The organism is Streptosporangium roseum DSM 43021 (assembly GCF_000024865.1).
Taxonomy (GTDB): Bacteria; Actinomycetota; Actinomycetes; order Streptosporangiales; family Streptosporangiaceae; genus Streptosporangium; species Streptosporangium roseum.
In genome coordinates this window covers 5,161,703-5,179,081 of record NC_013595.1, presented here as the reverse complement: position 1 = coordinate 5,179,081, position 17,379 = coordinate 5,161,703, and the positions used below count along the sequence as shown (strand labels likewise).

The 17,379-nt window shown below is 71.2% G+C and carries 14 protein-coding genes and 1 pseudogene; 7 read left to right on the top strand and 8 right to left on the bottom strand.

Annotated elements, in window-relative coordinates:
• Nucleotide 1: 1 nt before the first annotated feature.
• Nucleotides 2-1,114, bottom strand: coding sequence for an ABC transporter substrate-binding protein (locus SROS_RS22595; RefSeq protein WP_012891252.1), 1,113 nt, complete (start codon nucleotides 1,112-1,114; stop codon nucleotides 2-4).
• Nucleotides 1,115-1,354: 240 nt separating this feature from the next.
• Here SROS_RS22595 and SROS_RS47655 point away from each other — a divergent pair, with 240 nt between their 5' ends.
• Nucleotides 1,355-2,032, top strand: coding sequence for a recombinase family protein (locus tag SROS_RS47655; protein ID WP_081453188.1), 678 nt, complete (start codon nucleotides 1,355-1,357; stop codon nucleotides 2,030-2,032).
• 380 nt (nucleotides 2,033-2,412) lie between these two features.
• Nucleotides 2,413-3,003, top strand: coding sequence for a DUF1707 SHOCT-like domain-containing protein (locus SROS_RS22585; protein ID WP_012891251.1), 591 nt, complete (start codon nucleotides 2,413-2,415; stop codon nucleotides 3,001-3,003).
• A gap of 90 nt (nucleotides 3,004-3,093) precedes the next feature.
• Here the strand turns inward: SROS_RS22585 and SROS_RS22580 are convergent, their stop codons facing one another.
• The 3 genes from SROS_RS22580 to SROS_RS22570 all read right to left on the bottom strand — a co-directional run bounded on the left by SROS_RS22580 (nucleotide 3,094) and on the right by SROS_RS22570 (nucleotide 5,968).
• Nucleotides 3,094-3,906, bottom strand: a complete 813-nt coding sequence (locus SROS_RS22580) for an SGNH/GDSL hydrolase family protein (RefSeq protein ID WP_012891250.1) — start codon at nucleotides 3,904-3,906, stop codon at nucleotides 3,094-3,096.
• Nucleotides 3,903-4,478, bottom strand: a complete 576-nt coding sequence (locus tag SROS_RS22575) for a PadR family transcriptional regulator (RefSeq protein ID WP_012891249.1) — start codon at nucleotides 4,476-4,478, stop codon at nucleotides 3,903-3,905. Before SROS_RS22575 ends, SROS_RS22580 begins: the two co-directional genes overlap by 4 nt.
• 263 nt (nucleotides 4,479-4,741) lie before the next feature.
• Complete coding sequence (locus SROS_RS22570; RefSeq protein ID WP_012891248.1) at nucleotides 4,742-5,968, bottom strand: MFS transporter; 1,227 nt, start codon at nucleotides 5,966-5,968, stop codon at nucleotides 4,742-4,744.
• A 72-nt stretch (nucleotides 5,969-6,040) separates the two neighbouring features.
• On the opposite strand from SROS_RS22570, the gene SROS_RS22565 reads away from it, so the two are divergent.
• Nucleotides 6,041-6,883, top strand: coding sequence for a LysR family transcriptional regulator (locus tag SROS_RS22565; protein ID WP_043652655.1), 843 nt, complete (start codon nucleotides 6,041-6,043; stop codon nucleotides 6,881-6,883).
• An 86-nt stretch (nucleotides 6,884-6,969) separates the two neighbouring features.
• On the opposite strand, the gene SROS_RS22560 is transcribed toward SROS_RS22565, so the two are convergent.
• A complete protein-coding gene (locus SROS_RS22560; RefSeq protein ID WP_043652649.1) occupies nucleotides 6,970-8,055 on the bottom strand; it encodes a DUF5937 family protein in 1,086 nt (361 codons plus the stop codon).
• A 99-nt stretch (nucleotides 8,056-8,154) separates the two neighbouring features.
• On the opposite strand from SROS_RS22560, the gene SROS_RS22555 reads away from it, so the two are divergent.
• Both SROS_RS22555 and SROS_RS47650 read left to right on the top strand, forming a co-directional pair.
• Nucleotides 8,155-9,480: an MFS transporter gene (locus tag SROS_RS22555; RefSeq protein WP_012891245.1), complete on the top strand. Its 1,326-nt coding sequence runs from the start codon at nucleotides 8,155-8,157 to the stop codon at nucleotides 9,478-9,480.
• Nucleotides 9,481-9,583: 103 nt separating this feature from the next.
• Nucleotides 9,584-9,682: pseudogene (locus tag SROS_RS47650) on the top strand (zinc-binding dehydrogenase); the annotation flags it as partial.
• Between the two features lie 77 nt (nucleotides 9,683-9,759).
• On the opposite strand, the gene SROS_RS22550 reads toward SROS_RS47650, so the two are convergent.
• Nucleotides 9,760-10,446, bottom strand: a complete 687-nt coding sequence (locus tag SROS_RS22550; RefSeq protein ID WP_012891244.1) for an alpha/beta fold hydrolase — start codon at nucleotides 10,444-10,446, stop codon at nucleotides 9,760-9,762.
• A gap of 128 nt (nucleotides 10,447-10,574) precedes the next feature.
• Between SROS_RS22550 and SROS_RS22545 the strand changes: the two genes are divergently transcribed.
• Complete coding sequence (locus SROS_RS22545) at nucleotides 10,575-11,576, top strand: helix-turn-helix transcriptional regulator (RefSeq protein WP_012891243.1); 1,002 nt, start codon at nucleotides 10,575-10,577, stop codon at nucleotides 11,574-11,576.
• Nucleotides 11,577-11,696: 120 nt separating this feature from the next.
• On the opposite strand, the gene SROS_RS22540 is transcribed toward SROS_RS22545, so the two are convergent.
• The gene (locus tag SROS_RS22540) at nucleotides 11,697-12,842 is read right to left on the bottom strand and encodes a serine hydrolase domain-containing protein (RefSeq protein ID WP_043652635.1); all 1,146 of its coding nucleotides are present in this window, start codon (nucleotides 12,840-12,842) and stop codon (nucleotides 11,697-11,699) included.
• A gap of 140 nt (nucleotides 12,843-12,982) precedes the next feature.
• Between SROS_RS22540 and SROS_RS22535 the strand changes: the two genes are divergently transcribed.
• Nucleotides 12,983-16,129 carry an AfsR/SARP family transcriptional regulator gene (locus tag SROS_RS22535; RefSeq protein ID WP_012891241.1) on the top strand — a complete coding sequence of 1,049 codons (3,147 nt, stop codon included), beginning with the start codon at nucleotides 12,983-12,985 and terminating at the stop codon, nucleotides 16,127-16,129.
• 265 nt (nucleotides 16,130-16,394) lie between these two features.
• Here SROS_RS22535 and SROS_RS22530 read toward each other — a convergent pair whose 3' ends face one another.
• The gene (locus SROS_RS22530) at nucleotides 16,395-17,261 is read right to left on the bottom strand and encodes a GNAT family N-acetyltransferase (protein ID WP_043652633.1); all 867 of its coding nucleotides are present in this window, start codon (nucleotides 17,259-17,261) and stop codon (nucleotides 16,395-16,397) included.
• Nucleotides 17,262-17,379 lie beyond the last annotated feature (118 nt).

Genomic DNA, 17,379 nt, shown 5'->3' with positions numbered 1-17,379 from the left:
CTCAGCCGGCGTGGAGGACCCGAAAGCGACCGGGTTCTGCCGGATCTCGATCAACGACTTGGATCGGCGCCCAAGCCCATTGCCAAACGCTGACGCCTGGCGTGCAGGAGAACTGGATCTGCCCGCGGGTCCCTTCGACGGCAACGCGCGGCCAGAATTCAGCAATGCGCGCCCGGTCCGCGCCGTGAGCACGCAGCACATCGGCGAGGACGGCGACCGTGTCATAGCCCTCGAAAGCAACGAAGGAGGGCGCTTCGGCCAGCCGCTCACGGAGAGCCGTCTCGACTCGTACACCGAGTGGGCTGAGGCGCTCGGGCAGGTAGCGCAGGAACGGGATCGCGGCGCCGTCGTCGCCCAGCAACGCCGCCCATTCGGCGAACTCCGGTTGCCCGGCCGGAGCACCGATCATGATCTCGGCGAGGCGCTGGTCGCGGCGGACAGCCTTGACGATCGGCACTGCCGGCTCCGGGTGGCCGACCAGAAGAAGGAGGGCTGTCGCGCGATTGTCGACGAGTTCGTCGCACACGGCCGTGGGGGTGAGCGTGCGCATGTCGAGTTCGATGACGGTGCCGCCGCGGGCAGCGAGGTAGTCCCGCAGAATGCGGGCCCCGGATGCCCAGTAGACACTCGGCTGGGCTGCTACGGCGATTCGACTGTGGCCCGCGCTGAGGAGGAAGTCTGCGTAGATCTGCCAGCCGCGGGACTGCGGCGGGGCGAGGCGCGCGATCCATTCCGTTGGCTGTTCGGTGAGCGCGTCGAGAACCGCTGACGAGCAGAGGAACGGCAGGCCGAGGGCGTCGGCTCTGGCGGCAGCGGCGCGAGCGACGACGCTGTGATATTCACCCGCCAAGGCAGCCACGCCCAGGCGCGCCAATTCATCTACGGCCGCCGCGGCCCTCTCTGGATCAGCCGCGGTGTCTCGGACCACCAACTCGAGTGGTCTTCCGACGATCCCGCCGGCGTCATTGACCTCGCGAACGGCCAGCTCGAGTCCAGCCAGCAAGTGTCGGCCTGCCTCGACCCAGCCAGGCCGAGTCAGCGGGACGAGAGCGCCGATCCGGACGGCTGATCCGTCAGTCGGCTCAACTCCAGGTGGCGATGGTGGCGTATTCATACGTTGGCGTCTCCCGAGTGACGATTCGGCTGCAGTTTGCCCGGATCGCAGAGTGGCAAGGCCCGATAGTACGCGTTCGTCTCATCTCGCCGTGACAGGCGTCTCCACCGGCGGGCAGGCGTCGACGGGGAGTCATGTCTCATAGGTGGTCGCCTGTGAGACACGGCGTGAGGGCTCGACCGTGCCGGGCGAAATCTGTTTCATAGGTTGTTGCAAACGCGTAAGCCCTGAAACGTACTCATGAAACGCTCCGGTCGTGGCAGACGACGATTTCCAGCGTGTGGAAGCACACGACCGTCCGCCAGTCCCTCGGCATCCGGCTCGACTCCCTCAAGGCCGCCGGCGTCACGCGAATCTTCGCCGAGAAGATCTTCACCAGGGCTGCGACCCGTCCTGAACCCGACAAGGCTGTCGCCCGCGCTCGGGAGCTGCGCGCCTCGGGCGTCGCGACGACGCTCGTCGTCACAGGGCGGCCAGCACGGTCACCGACACAAGCGCCTGGGCCGAGGACTGGAGCTGGCCGCGCTCGCCGAACAGCTCAAGGCCAGTGATGTCGGCCTGGAGTTCCTCACCGGAGAGCTCCAGGGATCGCACGACCCGGCCCGGGGAGTCTTCACCGTGCCGGCCGCCCTGTCCGGCATGGAGCGTGCGTACATCCGCGACCGCACTCTGGAAGGCCACGAATCCGCCCGCACCCGCGGCAAGACCATCGGCGGTGCCAGCGTCACCGACGACGCCATGCTCACCCTCGCCCTCCACCTCCGTGACCAGAGCCTCAGCCTGCGCGACATCGCAGCCAAACTCGTCATCATCAAGGGCAAGAAGAAGAGCCAGTACCCGTCGCCCGCCACCGTCGCCTCAGCGGTGGGTTCCTGCTCGCCCAGGCCGGGATGTCCACCCCGGATTCGGCGCGGCTGATCCACGACTTCTGGACCACCCTCTACCAGGCCATCGACGACTGACACCGAGCCCGCACCCGGTAGGCCCGTCCTCGCCCCACGGCACGCAGGCGGTCAGCCCCCGGCGGGGAGAACCGTCGACGTTTCCGAGCGGGGCTGGGCTTGGCCCTGTCTGCCTGAGGCCGGGGCCGCCCGGGTGTGAGATCCCCTCGGGCGGTCCCGGCCTCAGCAATCGAGATACCCTGGGCGCCACCAGCACCGCATTCCATCATCCGTCCGTTCCCTTTGAACTTCAGGAGAAATTCAAAGGAGCAGGACGGGTCACCGTTCCCGTCAACAGAATCAAGATCGTGAAACGCCGGTGGCGCGATGCCACCACGTCGCCGCCAAGGAGGCTGGATGCCGGAAGATTCGCACCGCTCGCCCGCGCTGCGCGCGTCCGACGCGGAACGCGACCGGATCATCGAACTGCTGCACGCCGCCGTCGCCGACGGCCGGCTCGACCCGGTCGAGTTCGACGAGCGGCTGGACGCGGCGCTGGCCGCCCGCACCATCGACGAGCTGACCCCGCTCATCACCGACCTGATCGCGGGTGCCCTCACGCTGCCGCTCGCTGGGCCGCCGGCCGAGCCGGCCGCCGAACTGCTCACCATCAAGGAGCGGCACGGCTCGGTGCGCCGCGACGGCCGGTGGACGCTGCCGCACCGGCTCGCGCTGCGCACCGCGTGGTGCGACGTGATGCTGGACCTGACCAGCGCGGTGCGCAGCGCGCCCGAGCTGGTCATCGAGCTGCGGGTGAGCGGCGGCAACGTGGAGTTGGTCCTCGCGCCGGGCATGGTGGTGAACGCCAACGAGCTGTCGGTACGGCACAGCAGCCTGACGATCAGCAGGGACGCGGGCGACAACACGCCGGAGACGCTGCACGTCCGCCTGGTAGGCCGAATGCGGCACGGCCGGCTCGACGCCCGCTGGCAGGCGCCGCGCCGGTGACGCAGCAGTTGATGTGTTCCCGCTGCGGCGGGCGACACCGGTCGATCAGCCGTCGCCCGCCTCTCCCCGCGAGCCCCGCATCGCCGCTGCTCACTCCTTGAGGGAGAGCAGCACAGGCGTGAGGTCGGGGCGCTTGGCGCTGCGGCCGTCGCCGGAGGATCTGCCCCGCATGCGGCGGTAGATCCACGGGCCGGCGAAGCCGGCGACCCAGCGGACCTCCGTTCCCGCGCTTCGCAGGCGTCCGCGCGGGGCGACCGGTACGAGCGGGGCCGACCAGGTGTCGTCGCTGCCCGGGATCCCGAGGGCGTGCGCGAAGGCCGCGGCTATCCGGGCATGGCCCAGAGGGCTGGCGTGCAGGCGGTCGACGCTCCACATCCTGGCGTCGGTGGCGAAGGCGAGCGGGAAGGTGTCGATCACGGTGACGTCATGGCGGGCCGCGGCCTCGCGGATCCGCTCGTTCAGGGCGAGCACGCGGGGGAGCAGCGGCCGGGCCAGGGGGGCGATCTTCGCGATGTCGGGAAAGGTCACCGTGAGGACGTGCGTGCCCGACGCGGTGAGCGCGGCGAACATCTCCTCCAGGCTCGCGGCGACCGCGGCGGCGTCGAAGCTGGGCCTGATCAGGTCGTTCATCCCGGCTATCACCGTGGCCAGGTCGGGCCGGAGCCGCAGTGCCGGGGCGAGCTGCTCGGCGTGGACCTGCGCGGCGAGGCGTCCCCGTACGCTCAGGTTGGCGTAGTGGACGTCCGGGACCGCCGTGGCGAGGTGCTCGGCGAGCCGGTCCGCCAAGCCACGATAGCCACGGATCTCGTCGCCGTCGCCGAGGCCCTCCGTCTGGCTGTCGCCGAGCGCGACGTACCGGGTGAACGTCCTGGCCGCCCCCTGAGGCGTCGCGCCGTACGTCATCGGCCCTCCCCGGGGTGGCTCGCCGTGCGGGAGCGGAGCAGGGCGGCGGTGGTCAGGCACCAGTCGCGCATCTCCCGCTCCAGGCGGCATCCGGCCAGGTAGGTCAGGTACGGGCCGACCCGTTCGGACGAGCGGAGGAACTCCTCCTCGTCGAGGTCGCCCCGCAGCCGCCGCATGCCCTGGCCGAACAGTGCCAGCCTGGCGGCGGCCTCGGCGGCCCGCTCGCCGAGCTGGGCCAGCACGGGGGCGGGGTCGAGGTGGTCGACGGCCTGGACCTTCACCGCCAGGTCGTCGCGGATGGACAGCGGTTTGGACGCAGCCGCGGCGAAGGCCGCCAGCTCGTCCAGGCCCGCCCCGGTGACCGTGAAGACCCGCTTGTTCGGCCGGTCGAGCTGGATGATCTGCCTCCCGGAGATCATCCCGGCCTTCTCCAGTTTCGCCAGCTCGGTGTAGAGCTGCTGCGGTGACGCGTACCAGAAGTTGGACACGCCCACGTCGAAGATCTTGGCGAGCTGGTAGCCGGTGTACTCCCCGTCCAGCAACGCCGCCAGCACCGCATGCCGTAACGCCATGAAGGAGACTATCTACTCAATTTCATGACTAGTCAAGAAATGTAAAACCGAACGACCTGAGGTGCCGTCATCCTCGCGACGAATCGCTGGATCGCCGGCGTCTTCACCGACGACCCCGAGGTACGGTCACGGCTGATCGCATCTTGATCATCGTCGTGGTGCCGCAACCGGTGGCCGGCGCCGTCTCCGTCCTCGACCGCGTGCCCGTGGCCGTACCCGGCTCGTCACCGGCGGCGTACGGCCGGAGCCGTACCGGGCTGACGTCACGGGGCCGGCGCGACGGCGTCGCAAGGCTGGAGTGCCCGCGATGAGGACGACGGAGACGTTGCGGCGGCGGGGGACCGGCGCGAGAGCAGGTATCCCGCCAGTGCGGCGAGCAGGCCGGCCAGGCCCGCCGCCGCGAAGCCGCCCGCCGGCACGGACGCGTCGATCGCCGCTCCCGCGACCGGGGAGCCGAGCGCGAACCCCGCGCTCAGCGCCGAGGACTGCAGGCCGGTCGCCTCACCTCGCACACTGGCCGGCGTCAGCCGGCTCACCACGTCGGAGACCGTGGAGAGGGTCGGTGCGGTGAGCAGCCCGGCACCGATGACGGCCGCACACAGCCAAGGCCAGTCATGGGCGAGTCCGGCCGGAATCGTCACCAGCCCGAGCAGGCCGAGCAGCAGCCAGGTGGGCATCGGCCGGGGCAGCGCTCCGTACACCAGGCCGCCCACGACGGACGTCACCCCGAACACGGCGACGACCACGGCCGCCCACGAGACCTGACCGGCTTCTTGGAGGGTGGCGACGATGGCCAGGTCGACGCCGCTGAGCAGCATCGTGGCGCCGAACCCCATCGTCAGAACAGCGACCATGCGCGCTCCCAGCCACTCCCGGCGCCGGGGCCGGCCTGCCGCGTCGCCGTCCGCCTCGTCCTCGGCCCGCAGCGGCGGGTTGAGCAGGGCGATCCCGGCCCCGCCAACGGCGATCACGGCGCCCACTCCCCATGCCACCACGCCGGGGGACACCTTCGCCGCGCACAGGATCACCACCGCCGGGCCCACCATGTACGACAGCTCGCCCGCCACCGACTCCAGCGTGAACGCCGCCCGCCGCTGCCCTGCCGTCGTCATCGCGGCGATCGCCTGCCTGGTGACCGCTTGGACCGGCACCATCAACAGACCGGCGGCGAAGGAGGCACCCAGCAAGATCACGTACGGCAGCACAGGCACGGTCAGCCAGAACACGATCTGCGGCACGACCGTGGCCATCAGCACGGTACGCAGGCCCCGCCGGTCGATCATCCGGCCCAGCAGCGGCCCGCCCAGCGCGATACCGGCGGTGAGCGCCGCCGCCACGGCTCCCGCCGCCGCGTAGCTCATGTCGAGGGCAAGCACGACGTACATCGTCAGCGCCATCACGTCCGCCGTGATCGCGGCACGGGCGAGCAGCGAAATACCCAGCAGGGGCGTCATCCCCGGCACCGCGAGCACCTGTCGAAATCTGGTCACCGGTTTGACGCTAGATCTCCGGTAATGCCATAGGAAGTCGTTAATTCGTTGGATCGGACATAATGAATGCTTATGGCACGTGATCTCGAGACTGCACTGCTGCGGTCGTTCGTCACCGCCGTGCGAGCGGGCAGCATCAGCCGTGCGGCGGTGGCACTCGGCCATACCCAGCCCGCGCTCAGCCAGCAGTTGCGCAAGCTTGAGAGGGCCGTCGGCAGTCCGCTGCTGCACCGGGCGCCGTCCGGCGTCTCGCCGACCCGGGCGGGCGAGGAGCTGCTGCCCTATGCCGAGCGCATTCTCGCGCTGTCGGCACAGGCACTCGCCGAAACGGGACGTGCGCTCACCGGGCGTTGCGGCGTGGGGCTCCTCGAAGATCTCGCTGTTTCCCGCCTTCCTCAGGCACTCGCCGACCTCGCGCGGCTGCACCCCGACGCGACGCTGGAGGTGCTCAGTCTTTCCAACGGGGCGATGCGGGAGGCCTACGACACGGGCCGTGTCCAGCTCGTGCTCGACGAGGTCCCGGATCTTCCCTGGCCGCCGCGCTGGACGGTGCGTCTGCCGCTGGTCTGGGCGGTCGGGCAGGGTGTCGCCGTCGACGCCGATCCACTGCCTGTGGTGCTGTTCTCGAACACGTGCGCCTGGCGAACGTCGGTGCTGGAAACGCTGGAAGGCGCCGGGCGCCGCTGGCGGGTGGCGTTCGAAAGCAACAGTCTCGCCGGAGTGCTCGCCGCGCTACGGGCCGGGCTCGGGGTCGCGGCGCTCATGCCCGCCAACCTCGAGCCGGCCATGGCCTGCCACGACGCGGCCGCGTTGCCTGCTCTGCCGGACGTCGAACTCGGCCTTGCCCGCCACCCCGGTACCGAAGGTGATGCGCTCGTCGACGCCGTGGAGACCGCCCTGCGGCGGATGATCTGAGCCGCGCGCGGCGATGCCCCGGCCCACTCCCCGGTCCGAGATCGCGTTCAGCCGGGTCATTCCGCGTTTCGGCAGGCCGAAGCCACTCAGCGCAGTACGGCCGCCAGCAGGTCGGCCCCCAGCCCCGTCAGATCAGGCAGATTGAGGGTGTAATGGACGTAACGACCGTGCCGCCGGGCCGTGAGCAGGCCCGCGCGGCGCAGGACAGCGAGGTGGCGGGAAACCTCCGGGGGTGAAAGTTCCCAGGCGTGGGCCAGCTCACCGGTGGTGTGCGGGCCGCGGGCCAGGGTGCGCAGCAGTCGCAGCCGTATCGGATGTGCGAGTGCCTCCAGCCGTAGTGTGACCGTTTCCAGCGACACCGGCTCTGATGGACTCGGCTCGGCCACCGGGTACTGCACCACCGGCTGCCACCCGGGCGTGTGGACCACCACCAGGTGCGGGCTGCCGAAGACACTGGGGATGAAGGTGACCCCGGTGCCGTGAGCGGCGGTCGCCTTGTCCTGCAGCTTGTCCACGATGATGCAGTCGCCGTCCGGTGCCAGGGTGACTGCGCCGGAGACCGATGCGAGTGCCGCCCCGATGCCCTGGCGCCTCAGCAGGTCGTTCTTCAGGCGCAGGTCGGTGGCGAGCTGTACGGCGACGCCCGTCCAGGCGGCGTCGAAGAAAGCCTCGGCGCACTGTTCGAGGGTGTGGCGCACCCGCGCCCGCACGGCGGCCGGGTCCGCGAGCAGCCGTTCCGCGAAGGCCTCTTGCCGCGCGCCGCGGGCCTGCGCCAGGTCCAGGGCCCGCTCGCGCGCAGTCGCGTCGGTGAGCAGCGACGGCGCGGCGAAGTGGACCCGGTTGCTGCCGCACGTGGTGATGAGCGCGGCGGTCACATAGGTTTCGTCGTCGATCCGGTCCACGTCGTCCAACTCCTCGGCGAGGGTCGGCCGAGGACGAGCGGGGACCAGAAAGTCGGCTCGTGAGGAACGCCAGAGGAACTCCGCCTCCCGCAACCGCTCGGCCAGCTCCGGCCGCAGCCCAGCCCAGACGTCCCCGGCCCAGCCGGCGAGCTGCGGGTGATGCCCGGGTTCGGCCAGCACGTGCAGCATCGCGGTCAGCTCGGCCAGCGGGGAGGCAGCGAACCGCAGTCGCCCGGACGGCAGGCCGCCGATGTCGATCCTCAACGTCATCCCCTCATCATCGCTGGTCGGATGGCCGACGACCGCGTCGGTTGACGGTGTCCGTCAACCGACACAGTCGGCCCGGCGGCCGAACGCATCGTTGACGCCATGGCAACCACCACCAAGATCCGGCCGCGCGCCCTCGTCCGTGCCTCCGGAGGCCCCCGCTATGCCGTCGCCCTGGCCGTGGACGCGCTCGGCACCGGCCTGCTGCGGCCCTTTCTGCTGCTCTACGGGGTGATGGTGCTGAGGCTGTCCGCGCCGGCCACCGGCATCGCCATGACGGTCGGCGCCGTCGTGGGTCTGGTGTGCATGCCCGCGGTCGGCCGATGGCTGGACCGGGGCGCACGCAGCACGGTCGTGGCAGCGTCGATGCTGGTGCGGGTGCTGGGCGTGGCGCTGCTGCTGGCCACCCCGACGGGGAACGTCTGGCTGTTCGCGACGGCGGCACTCTTCCTCGGCATCGGCAACCAGGCATGGCCGGCCGCCCACGCCGCCCTCGTGGCCACGGTCGCCCACGGCCGCGAACGCGACGCCGCCCTCGCGGCAGGCCGCGCCCTGCGCAACGCCGGCCTGGGCGCGGGCGCCCTCCTCGCCACCGCATGCCTGGCCGGCGGCACCACCGCATTGCAGGCGCTGGCAGCCGTCACCGGGCTCACCTATCTCGCCGCGGCGGTCTTGGCGTGGTCGGTCCACGTGCACGCTCATCCGGCCGCTGCCGCGGCCAAGGACAGGGACGACGAGCCCGCACCCCGGATGCGCGCGCTGCTGGCCGCCAACGTGGTCTACGTCTTCTGTCTCAACGTCCCCGAAATCGCACTCCCCCTGGTCCTGGTGACACAGATGCACGCATCCCCGGTGTGGTCGGCAGCCATCTTCGTGGCCAACACGGTGCTGGTGGTCACCCTGCAGGTTCCGATCACGGTCCTGATGTCCCGCTTCTCCCGGCGGACCGTGCTGGCTCTCGCCGGCGTGGTCCTCACCGCGTCCTACCTCGGCTTCCTCGCGGCTACCTCACTGGGACACGGCTGGGGTGCCCCGGCCATCCTCGCGGTGTCCGTGGTCTGCACCATCGGCGAGATCATCTATGCCGGCAGCGCCACCGCGCTCGTCACCGTCCTCGCCCCGGCCCATCTCCTGGGACGCGCCCTCGCCCGCTTCCAGCTGTCCACGGGCTTCGGCCTCGCCGTCTCCCCGGTGGTCATCACCGCTCTCGCACCCCACGGCCCGGCCGCCCTCTGGGGCAGCCTCGCCACCGCGACGCTCCTGTCCGCCTCCGCCGTCGCCACCGAGAAGGATCAAGGAACGCGGCTCGGCGGCGGCCGCCTTTCTCGCGTGCTCGCGGCCCGACTTCCAGGAGGGGCAGTTCCAGCCGCTGTCGCCGAACACGCGGCGGCCGCCGCAGTGGGTGAGGGGAAGCGTCGCGACGGGTAGCGTCGTTACCTGGCCCGACGCCGTCACGGCGACGGGGCCGGAGATCTCGCCGGCATGAGCAGGGAGAGCGCCCGCCACGAGCATCGATACACTCGCCAGCGCGGTGAGGACCCCAGCGGTCACCCGTGTGCGGCCGGTCATCGGCCAGACCTTCCCGCTCGAGGCGGCAGCCGCCGCGCACCGAGCGGTCGAGTCCCGGACCACCACCGGCAAGACCCCGCACCAGGGCGACCCGGGGCAGGTCCCGCATCCGCGGGGTCGGCAAGGCCGACAGCCGTGTCAGGCCTCGGGGGCCGCCGCGGCCAGGAGCCGGGCGAGCTCGGCCGGCTCGGTGATCATGGGCCAGTGGCCCGAGTCGATGTCCACAAGGTCGAGGTGTTCGGCCTTGGCCAGCTCGGGCACGTCCCCGGCGGCGATCCACTCCTGAGCCTGGGCGGGGGTGAACTCGGGGCACACGACAAGGACGGGGACGTCGAACCGTCGCTCGTCCGTCAGGCGCACCACGCCCTTCGTCACCCCCGCGGGGACGGGGATCGCCGCGGACGCGAAGTCCCGCCTGGCCTCCTCGCCGAGGTCGGCGGAGTCCGGCCCCTCGAACGGACCCCAGCCCGGGAAGGGCATGACGCCGTCCTTCAGCTCGAAAAAGTCGGCGTAGGGCTGCCCGTCGGCGGACGGGAAGCCGCCGATGAGCGCGACCTTGGCGACCCGCTCCGGGCGCGCGTCGGCGGCCAGCCAGGCCAGGGTGCAGGCGGCGGAATGTCCCACCACCATGGGCTTTCCCGACGCCGAGTCCACGGCGGCGAGCACGGCTGCCGCCTGGTCGTCGAGAGTGGCCGAGGCGGATCCGTCCCCCTGCCCGGGCAGGGTGATCGGTACGGGGCGGTGGCCGAGCGCCTCAAGTGCGGGCACGACGTCGTCCCACGCGGATCCGTCGAGCCACAGGCCGGCGATGAGCAGGATATCCATGATCAGTTCTCTTTCTTCAGCGCGGTTCCGGCGAGATCCTGCCCGCGGAACCCGGTCAGGACGTCAGGCTAGGACCGATTCCGGACGTTCTACTTCCTATTCATCCCGTGACCTCCTACTGTGCTCGTGTGCCGACCGATCTCAGCCCCACCGCACGGGCTCTGCGCGCCATGGAGATCCTCCGGACCCGCCCCGGCGTGACGGCCGGCGAGCTCGCCGCCTGTCTGGGCGTCACGGAGCGCGCCGCGCGCCGGTACGTCGGGATCCTCCGCGAGGCGGGCATCCCCGTCGAGTCGGCCCGCGGCCCCTACGGCGGGTACCGGCTCGGACGCGGGACGAAGCTGCCTCCGGTCGCCTTCACCGAGCCCGAGGCGCTCGGCCTGGTCATGGCGGTGCTCGACGGCCAGCCGGCGGCCGCCGACGTCGGCGACCTCGTCGGCGCCGCCCTGGGCAAGGTCATCCGGGCCCTGCCCGAGAACGTCGGACGGCAGGCGGCGGCGCTGCGCGAGCATGCGTCGGCGGCGCCGGACCGGTTCGCGGCCCGTCCGGATCCCGCCATCACCAGCGCGCTCGTGGCCGCCATCGCGGACCGGCGGCGCGTGGTGGTCTCCTACCGGAGCGAGTCCGGCAACGAGTGGGAGGCCGAGGTGGACCCCTGGGCGGTCGTCGTCCGCCACGGGCGCTGGTACCTGCTGTGCCACTCCCACCGCGCGGACGCCATCCGCACCTACCGGGTCGACCGCGTCCGCCAGGTCCAGCGGAGCACGCACGCGTTCGAGCCGCCCGACGGCCTCGACCCGGTGACGGCGCTGGAGGAGAACCTGGGCACCGGATGGGAGTTCGCCACGCGCGTCGTGTTCGACGCCCCCCTCGCCGAGGTGGCGCCCTGGATCCGGCCGCCCATGGGACGGCTCGAACCGTCGGGGGACAGGTGCGTGCTCGTCGGCAGCACGAGCAATCCGACGATGTACGCGCAGGAGTGGCTGCCGAACGTGCCGTTCCCCTTCCGCGTTGAGGGCGGGCCGGAACTGCGCGCCGCGGTCACGGCGCTCGCTTCTCGTCTCGCCGCCGCCCTGGCGGGCCCGCCCATGGACGACGTCACGCCCGGCCCGGGTTCCGACCGGCCGTGACGCGTGCCAGGGAGTTGTACGACGCCCGCGAGAAGACGCTCCAGCAGATCGCCGACGTCTTCGGAGTGCCCGAACGGGCGGCCGAGCGTTCCCGCATCCGGATAATGGCCGGCAGCGTGCTTACGCACCGATGGAGACGCCGAACTCCGCTTCGATGACCTTGAACATGAGGTCCCAGGTCTTCCATTCGGTGTTGGTGTGGACGGCGATGGTGTGCCGGCCGTCGGGGGTACCCACCACGCAGGTGTAGGACCCCCAGAGGCTGCCACCCACACCGCGCAGCGTCCGGCCGCCCGCGGCGTCCTTGTCGAACTCGAACAGGCCGAGGCCATATCGGGCGTGCGGCATCCAGTGACCACCCTCGACGGAGACCGTGGTCCACATCTGCCGGTGCTGGGCCGGCGGCAGCAGGCTGCCGCTCGCCAGCGCGTTGACGAACCGGATCATGTCGCCGGTGGTGGAGACGACATTGCCGGCCGACCAGCCGAGCGAGGTGTTGAACTCGGTGACGTCGAGGGGCTCGAGTCCGGGCTCCTCGATCAGAGATTCCCAGTTCTCCGGGGTGACGGCTGCCGGGTCGGTGCCGTCCTTGAAGAAGAGGTTCGAGTACCCTCGCGGGTGCGGATCGGGGTATCCCGTGTCCGTGGAGGGGCGCACGCGGGTGTCGGTCAGGCCTAGCGGTTGAGCGACCCTGAGCTCGACCTCCTCGGCATAGCTGTTGCCGGTGACCTTCTCGATGATCGCCCCGGCGAGGTAGAAGCCGCCGTTGGCGTACCCGAAGCGTTCGCCGGGCGCACCGATCGGCGGCTGGGACACCGCCACCCTCAACAGCTCTTCGGTGCTGAATTCGTCGAAGCGATGCTCGGCGAACCCGGAACGGGTGGCGTAGCGGTGGCTGATCTCCGGCGCCAGGCCGGTCACGAACAGACCACTGGTGTTGCTGAGCAGGTGCCTGATGGTGATCTTGCTGCCGTCGTAGCCGTTGACGTTCAGCACGCCCGGCAGCCACTTGTCCACCGGGTCGTCGATGCTCAGCCTGCCCTCGGCCTCCAGGGACAGGACCACTGCGGCGGTGAAGGCCTTGCCGCTGCTGCCGGTGTGCAGGTATTCGCCCGGCCCGCGCAGGGCACCGGTCTTGAGGTCGGCGACGCCGGCGGTGCCGAACCAGGTCCGGTCCCCGTCCTTGATGTCGGCGACGATGCCGGGGATGCCGGCCTCGGCCACCGCCCAGTCGAGCACCTGCTGCACTTTCTCGTGCGCTGCCATTGCACTGCCTTTCTGACGTTTCTTCCGTACGTCCTCCACGGTGTCCACCAGCGCTTACATGCCTCTTAGAACGCCCTTTCAGCCGGCATGGCGCCACTTTCAGCGGCACGTGCGCGTCTCCGTGCTCATAGCCTTTGTGCATGCGTATTGAGGTGCTGGGACCGGTCCGGGCCTATGCCGACGACGGTGCGCCGATCGATGTCGGCGGGACGAGGGTCCGTGCGCTGCTGGCCCGACTGGCCCTGGCCGAGGGCGAGATGGTGTCGGTCGATGCACTCGTTGACGGCCTGTGGGGGGAGCGTCCGCGCGGGGGCACCGTCAATGCGCTGCATGGGCTGGTGCATCGGCTGCGCAAGGCTCTGGGCGGGGCCGGGGTCGTGGAGAGGGCGGCCGGCGGGTACCGCCTGCACGTCCGCGCCGGGGACGTCGACGCCTGTCGGTTCGAGGAGAAGGCGAGGCGGGGCGGTCGCGAACTGGCCGCAGGCGCCGCGCAGCGAGCGGACGCGCTGCTGGACGAGGCGCTGGCGCTGTGGCGGGGAGACGCGCTGGCCGACGTGCGCGATGCCCCCTTCGCCGGTACGGCCGGCGCGCGTCTGGAGGAGCTGCGCGCCGCGGCCGTTGAAGACCGGTTCGAGGCGGAGCTGAGACTGGGCCGCCACGACGAGATCCTGGCCGATATGGCGGCGGTGGCCGCCGGCCACCCGTTGCGCGAACGGCTGGCCGGATTGCGCATGCGAGCCTTGCACGCGGCAGGCCGCCGGTCCGATGCGCTGGCCGTGTTCGAACAGGTCCGCGGCACGCTCGCCGAGGAACTGGGCGTCGACCCGTCCGAGGAACTGCGTAGAACACACCTGGCCGTGTTGCGGGGCGAGCTGGAGATCCCCGAGGCGGAACAGGCGCGGCCGGAGGCGGTGCCGGGACGCCTGCCGGCCCAGTTGACCAGCTTCGTCGGCCGGGCGGAGGAGCTGAGACTGCTCGCCGGGTTGCTGGAGACCTCGCGGCTGGTCACCGTCGTAGGACCCGGGGGAGTAGGCAAGACCCGCCTGGCCGTGGAGGCGGTGAGCCGGCATCGGGCCCATCGGCGCGGCCGGGTCTGGCTCGTTTCCCTGGCCGGGGTGACCACGGCGGACGGGCTGCCCGGCGCGGTGCTGGGCACGCTCAGCGTCGCCGATGTCCGGCCGTCCGGTACGCCGCTGGAGCGGGTGGTCAATCTGCTCGCCGGTGGTGAAGGCGTGCTGGTGCTCGACAACTGCGAACAGATCTCCGGACCCGTCGCGGAGTTCGCCGGGCAGCTGCTGGAGCGCCAGCCGTACTTGACCATCCTGGCCACGAGCCGGGAACCGCTGGAAGTCATGGGTGAGACGCTGTGCCGTCTGGGCCCGCTCGGACTGCCGCCCGCGCACGCGGATTCCGCTCAGGCCGGAGAGTCGGCCGCGGTGCGGCTGTTCCTCGATCGCGCGGCAGCCGTACAGCCCGGCTTCACGCTGGACGCGTCGACCGCGGCCTCGGTCGCGGACATCGTGCGACGGCTGGACGGGCTTCCGCTGGCCCTGGAGTTGGCCGCGGCGCGGCTGCGGACCATGAGCGCCGACCAGGTCGCCCGGCGGCTGGATGACCGCTTCCGGCTGCTCAGCACCGGTAACCGGGCCGCCCAGCCGCGGCAGCAGACACTCCATGCGGTCATCGAGTGGAGCTGGGACCTCCTCACCGATCAAGAACGGATGCTGGCCCGCCGAATTTCGATCTTTCTGGCGAGAACCGGGGTCGCCGCGATCGAGGTGGTCTGTTCGGATGAGGCGCTCCCCGCCGGCGAGGTCATCTATCTGCTGGACTCCCTGGTCGACAAGTCCATCGTGGAGCGGGCCGGCGACGGCTACCGGATGCTGGAGACCGTCCGAGCCCATTCGGCCGACAAGCTTCGCCTGGCGGGGGAAGCCGAAGCCGTCCTGCGCAGGCTCGTGCGGCACTTCGCCGACCTGGCCGAGGAACACGAGCCGCTGCTGCGCTCGGACAAGCAGGTGGAGTCGCTGCGGCTGTTCCAGGCCGAGTACGACAACCTGATGTTCGCCCTGCAAACGGCCATCGACACCGGTGACGCCGATGCGGCGGCCCGCCTCCTCGGCCCGCTGTACTGGTACTGGGTCATGCTCCGCTACGACGCTCGGGCCGATGCCTACGTCGCCAAGGTCGCCGAGTTCGGCGACGCGCTGCCCGCGGACGCCCGGGCCGCGTTCACCGCGATCCACCTGGTGGCCGGCGGGGGCGGGCCGGTCACCGACCCCGAGCGGCTGCGCGCGCTCATCGACGACTGCGCGCGCACGGGCGCGCTGCGGCGTTATCCGATGCTGCTGACGACAGTGCTGGTGATGGCGGCGATACTCGGGCTGGACGAGCTGGCCGACCAGGAGATCGCCCGGGTGCGCAGCGGCTCGGACCGCTGGGCGATCGCCTGCACCTTCATGATCGAAGCCATGCGGTATCGCGAACGGGGCGACCGGGAAAGCTCCGCGACCGCGATGACAGCGGCGCTGCACGCGTTCGAGGAGGCGGGCGATCAGTGGTGGACGGCGAAGACGCTGTACGGCCTGGCGCAGATCCACGCCATCGGCGGCGAACACGACGAGGCGATCGCCGCCTACGAGCACAGCATCGCGCTCGCCACCGGCCTCGGCTCGCAGGACGAGGTCTCGACCCGGCTCGGGCTCGCCACCGAACGCATGCGCGCCGGCGACCTGACCGGCGCCCGGCACGACATCGAAACCGCCGAACGAGCGGTCTGGGAGCGCGGTCAGCCCGTGCTGGAGATCGAGGTCCTGGGCAGCCTGGCCGAGCTGTACCGCCGCTCCGGCGAGATCGAACGGGCCGACCGGGAACTCGACCGGATGGAGACACTCGCCCGCCGGCTGCGCCTTACGGCGGAGACGATCGAGAACATGCTGGTACCCGCCAGGATGGCGAACCTCCTCACCGCCGGGGACGCCGCACCCGCGCGCGAGCTGCTGCCCCGTGCCGTGCGGGCGGCGCGGGCGCACATGGGCACCCCTCGGGCCGCCCAGCTCCTGGCCCGGCTGCTGTTCCTGGAGGACGATCCGGCCGGCGCGGCCACCGCGCTCGGCCTGAGCCAGGCCATCCGCGGCACCTTCGACCACGGCGACATCGAGCTGCGCTCCCTTGCGGAGGTGCTCGCGGAACGGCTCGGCCGTACCGACTACGACACCGCCTACCAACGGGGCGCCGGCATGACACCGCACGAGGCCACCGACCGGCTGACAGAGCTGCGCGTATAAGGCCGCGGGCGGGCATCGTTGTGGGCCGGGCAATCGCGATCTCCCATCCAGCCCGAAGAGATCGGCGCCCGGCGCCGGTCTTATCCCGGCCCGCCTCCCGTACCAGGTGATCCTGGCTCCGTCAGAGCGTCGCCCGTCTGGCTTCCAGAGCGTCGCCTGTCTGGCTTCGGCCGTCGGCTCCACCGCTCGCGGTCACGCGGCCACCGTCGCCGACTCCGGCACGCCGCGCGTGTGGCCGGCCTGACCTCCTCACCCGTTGGAACCCCTAGGCGTCCCGGTATCTGTCCCGGATCTCGGGGAGCGGCTGGAAGCCGGCTGACTTGTAGGTGGCGACGGCGCCGACATTGGAGCTCGGGGTGCAGACGATCGCGCTCGACGAGCCCAGCGCCTGGAGCGCGGCCACCGCGGCGACGGTGATCGCCCTGCCGTAGCCGTGACCGCGATGTTCCCGGTGCACGCCCATCGGCTCGAGCAATCCGGGCCTACCTGGACCGGCCGACCACACCGTCACCGCCGCCACCGCGTTGCCCTGGCCGTCGTAGGCGACCAGACACCGGGCGTCGGCGTACGGCAATCCGGCCGCCATCGCGTGCCAGCGCTCGTCGGTGAACGTCGACCCGTCGAAGGATGCCCGCTGTACGGCGGCCCGCACGTGCGCCTGCTCCGGCCCGATCACCTCGATCCGCACGCCTGGATCCTTCACCGGCTCCGTGAGGTCGCGGCGCAGCGGCGTCCACGGCTCGTCGGCCTTCCAGCCGTCCTCGGACAGCAGATCTTGGACCCGTGCGCCCATCGGCGCCTCGATGTTCGCCTTCCCCTCGGGCAGTACGCCGCGCTCCGGCTCGGTCACGTCCTCGACCAGCTGCTGCGCCAGCTCCTCCTCCCGCTGAGCCTCCGGCGCGATCGTCAGCCGCAACAGCCCGGGACCGTCCAGCAGCCCGACGGCGAGAATCTGTCCGTCCCGGCTCCACGTCCGGACCGCCGCGGCCGTCGCCTCCGCACCGAACCGCCAGAACCAGCCCAGGTCTCCCGGATGCAGGTGCATCGGCGCCCCGTCGTACTGCCACTCCCGCAGCACGCCCGCAACCTCGCGCAGCCCGTCGGCTCCCGGCTCACCCAGCACAATCGTCATACTCCCGATCACACACCGCCGCACCGGCAGTCCGCACCCGGTTTTCCGGCGGCGGGGTGCGAGGCGGTGCCGTACGGGGCGGCAGCGGTCGGGTCACGCGGTGAGCGGACCTGTCGAT

Excerpts from the sequence above, each read along its gene's own strand:
- SROS_RS22550 (WP_012891244.1), bottom strand. The coding sequence starts at position 10,446 with ATGGATATCCTGCTCATCGCCGGCCTGTGGCTCGACGGATCCGCGTGG.
- SROS_RS22530 (WP_043652633.1), bottom strand. The coding sequence starts at position 17,261 with ATGACGATTGTGCTGGGTGAGCCGGGAGCCGACGGGCTGCGCGAGGTT.
- SROS_RS47655 (WP_081453188.1), top strand. The coding sequence starts at position 1,355 with ATGAAACGCTCCGGTCGTGGCAGACGACGATTTCCAGCGTGTGGAAGC.
- SROS_RS22580 (WP_012891250.1), bottom strand. The coding sequence starts at position 3,906 with ATGACGTACGGCGCGACGCCTCAGGGGGCGGCCAGGACGTTCACCCGG.
- SROS_RS22575 (WP_012891249.1), bottom strand. The coding sequence starts at position 4,478 with ATGGCGTTACGGCATGCGGTGCTGGCGGCGTTGCTGGACGGGGAGTAC.
- SROS_RS22585 (WP_012891251.1), top strand. The coding sequence starts at position 2,413 with ATGCCGGAAGATTCGCACCGCTCGCCCGCGCTGCGCGCGTCCGACGCG.
- SROS_RS22595 (WP_012891252.1), bottom strand. The coding sequence starts at position 1,114 with ATGAATACGCCACCATCGCCACCTGGAGTTGAGCCGACTGACGGATCA.
- SROS_RS22560 (WP_043652649.1), bottom strand. The coding sequence starts at position 8,055 with ATGACGTTGAGGATCGACATCGGCGGCCTGCCGTCCGGGCGACTGCGG.
- SROS_RS22565 (WP_043652655.1), top strand. The coding sequence starts at position 6,041 with ATGGCACGTGATCTCGAGACTGCACTGCTGCGGTCGTTCGTCACCGCC.
- SROS_RS22535 (WP_012891241.1), top strand. The coding sequence starts at position 12,983 with ATGCGTATTGAGGTGCTGGGACCGGTCCGGGCCTATGCCGACGACGGT.
- SROS_RS22540 (WP_043652635.1), bottom strand. The coding sequence starts at position 12,842 with ATGGCAGCGCACGAGAAAGTGCAGCAGGTGCTCGACTGGGCGGTGGCC.
- SROS_RS22555 (WP_012891245.1), top strand. The coding sequence starts at position 8,155 with ATGGCAACCACCACCAAGATCCGGCCGCGCGCCCTCGTCCGTGCCTCC.